The organism is Variovorax sp. WDL1 (assembly GCF_001541225.1).
Taxonomy (GTDB): Bacteria; Pseudomonadota; Gammaproteobacteria; order Burkholderiales; family Burkholderiaceae_C; genus Variovorax.
On sequence record NZ_LMTS01000170.1, the window covers coordinates 1 to 1,612 of the forward strand.

The window sequence follows — 1,612 nt, forward strand, 5'->3', positions numbered from 1 at the left end:
GCGCTTGCAGCCTCGAAGGTCTCGACTGCCTGGGCATGTGTCGGCAACACCGACGAACATGGGGCAAGCATGGTCCCGGGGCGGCCGGCGTGCCCGCAGGAAACGGCACCGCACCACGCCCGCATTCCTGTGCTGCGGGCAAGAAAAAGCCCCTCGAAAGGGGCTGGAGGGGTCAGGCTTGGTACACGAAGTAGTGCTCGCGTTGACGCGGAAAGAACACGTGCTTCCACGTGTCGCCGCTTGTGCTGCCACCGTCGAAGACGACCATTTCGTAGTCGTCCACGTCGGTGTCCACCAGGTCGGCGCTGGCGATGTGGCGCATGTGCAGCGTGCCGCTCATGCGCTCGAATACCAGGATCTGGCCGATGGCGTTGTCCTGGCTCATGGCGTTGACGCAGGCTCCAAGCTGGTGCTCGAAGTCGGATGCGGGTGTGATGAGTTCGGGGAACATGGGATCGCTCCTGTGAAAGTGAGCCGGCCCGTTCCCTGGCGGGAGACGGGCCGGCATGAGGCGAGGAAAAGGAAGGCTGCGGGAACGCTGCGGGTGTGCTTGGCTGCTATTCGCTGGCCAGCGGCAGGCCCGGCAACACGGGTGCGTCGGCATCGAGGATGAGGATGCGCACGTCGGCCTGACCGGCCAATTCAAGGATCTGTGCCAGGTCGTCTGGCATGCCCTTGCTGCGGTGCTCCTGCCGAAGCTGCTCGGCGGTGATCCCCTCGACGTCCCGCAGGTGCGGGTTCGTCCAGGGCGTGGAGATCAGCTTGACGCCGATCGCCGGGCTGTAGGGAATCCGGAACGCAACGAACAAAAAGGCCTCCGGCGTCGCGAGGTCAGCCAGGTTGGCCAGGTACTGGCCGGTTTCGTGGCTGATGTGCGCGCTGCTGATTTCCCAGCACCGGCTGTAGTAGCCGGTCTCGAAGCTCAACCGCTGCACGACTTCCCGTGCGGCCTCGGCCGAATAGGTGTCGCCGACGTGGACGGGGCGGCCGTCGAAGTCGTCGCCGTGGATCGTGTACACCACGGCACCCACCACGCCTTCGCTGCTGGCGCCTTCAACGGCATCGCATTCGGCGATCAGTGCGGCGCCAACAGGTTCGGTGCCAGTCCTGACCACCGCGAAGCCGCTGGTGACGATGCAGGGAGAAGCAACCAGCGCCGCGTCGGAGAGGTGCTGCTGGCTCGGGTGGATGTTTCGCCAGACATGCGGGCTTCCGTCCTCGTGGCTGATGGACAGCGTGCGGACGATTTTCAGATTCCAGTAGCCGCGTAGAAAGGGATTGGGATTCTGGGACATGGGATTTCTCCAACAGAATAATGATGGAGCCAATCCCCGCCACCGGGAATTGACCCCGGTGGGTGGAAAGAAAGGAAACAGCGTCAGGTGACGCTGATCGTTGGCGGAGAGACAACGCGAGGTACATGGCCTCGAACGAGGCGCATGTCCCTCATGGGGTCGCGTGAACGCAGTGATGAAGGTGTGCCGGGGACCGGCTCACCAACCGCTGTAATTCAGCAGCAGGTCGGCGATCACCTGGCGACGTGGCAGATCGAGGCCGTCGAAGTCCGACAATCCGTTGAAGTGGCAGCGCTTGAGCATGGCACCGCCCTCGC

The 1,612-nt window shown here is 63.9% G+C and carries 2 protein-coding genes; both read right to left on the reverse strand.

Annotation, left to right across the window (positions count from 1 at the left end):
• Positions 1 to 172: 172 nt before the first annotated feature.
• Positions 173 to 451: a uridylate kinase gene (locus APY03_RS23730; RefSeq protein ID WP_068680687.1), complete on the reverse strand. Its 279-nt coding sequence runs from the start codon at positions 449 to 451 to the stop codon at positions 173 to 175.
• A gap of 106 nt (positions 452 to 557) precedes the next feature.
• Positions 558 to 1,295, reverse strand: coding sequence for a DUF5983 family protein (locus tag APY03_RS23735; RefSeq protein WP_068680689.1), 738 nt, complete (start codon positions 1,293 to 1,295; stop codon positions 558 to 560).
• Positions 1,296 to 1,612: the final 317 nt, after the last annotated feature.

What these genes read in the sequence shown, in the direction of transcription:
- APY03_RS23730 (WP_068680687.1), bottom strand. Translation starts at nt 451, where the DNA reads ATGTTCCCCGAACTCATCACACCCGCATCCGACTTCGAGCACCAGCTT.
- APY03_RS23735 (WP_068680689.1), bottom strand. Translation starts at nt 1,295, where the DNA reads ATGTCCCAGAATCCCAATCCCTTTCTACGCGGCTACTGGAATCTGAAA.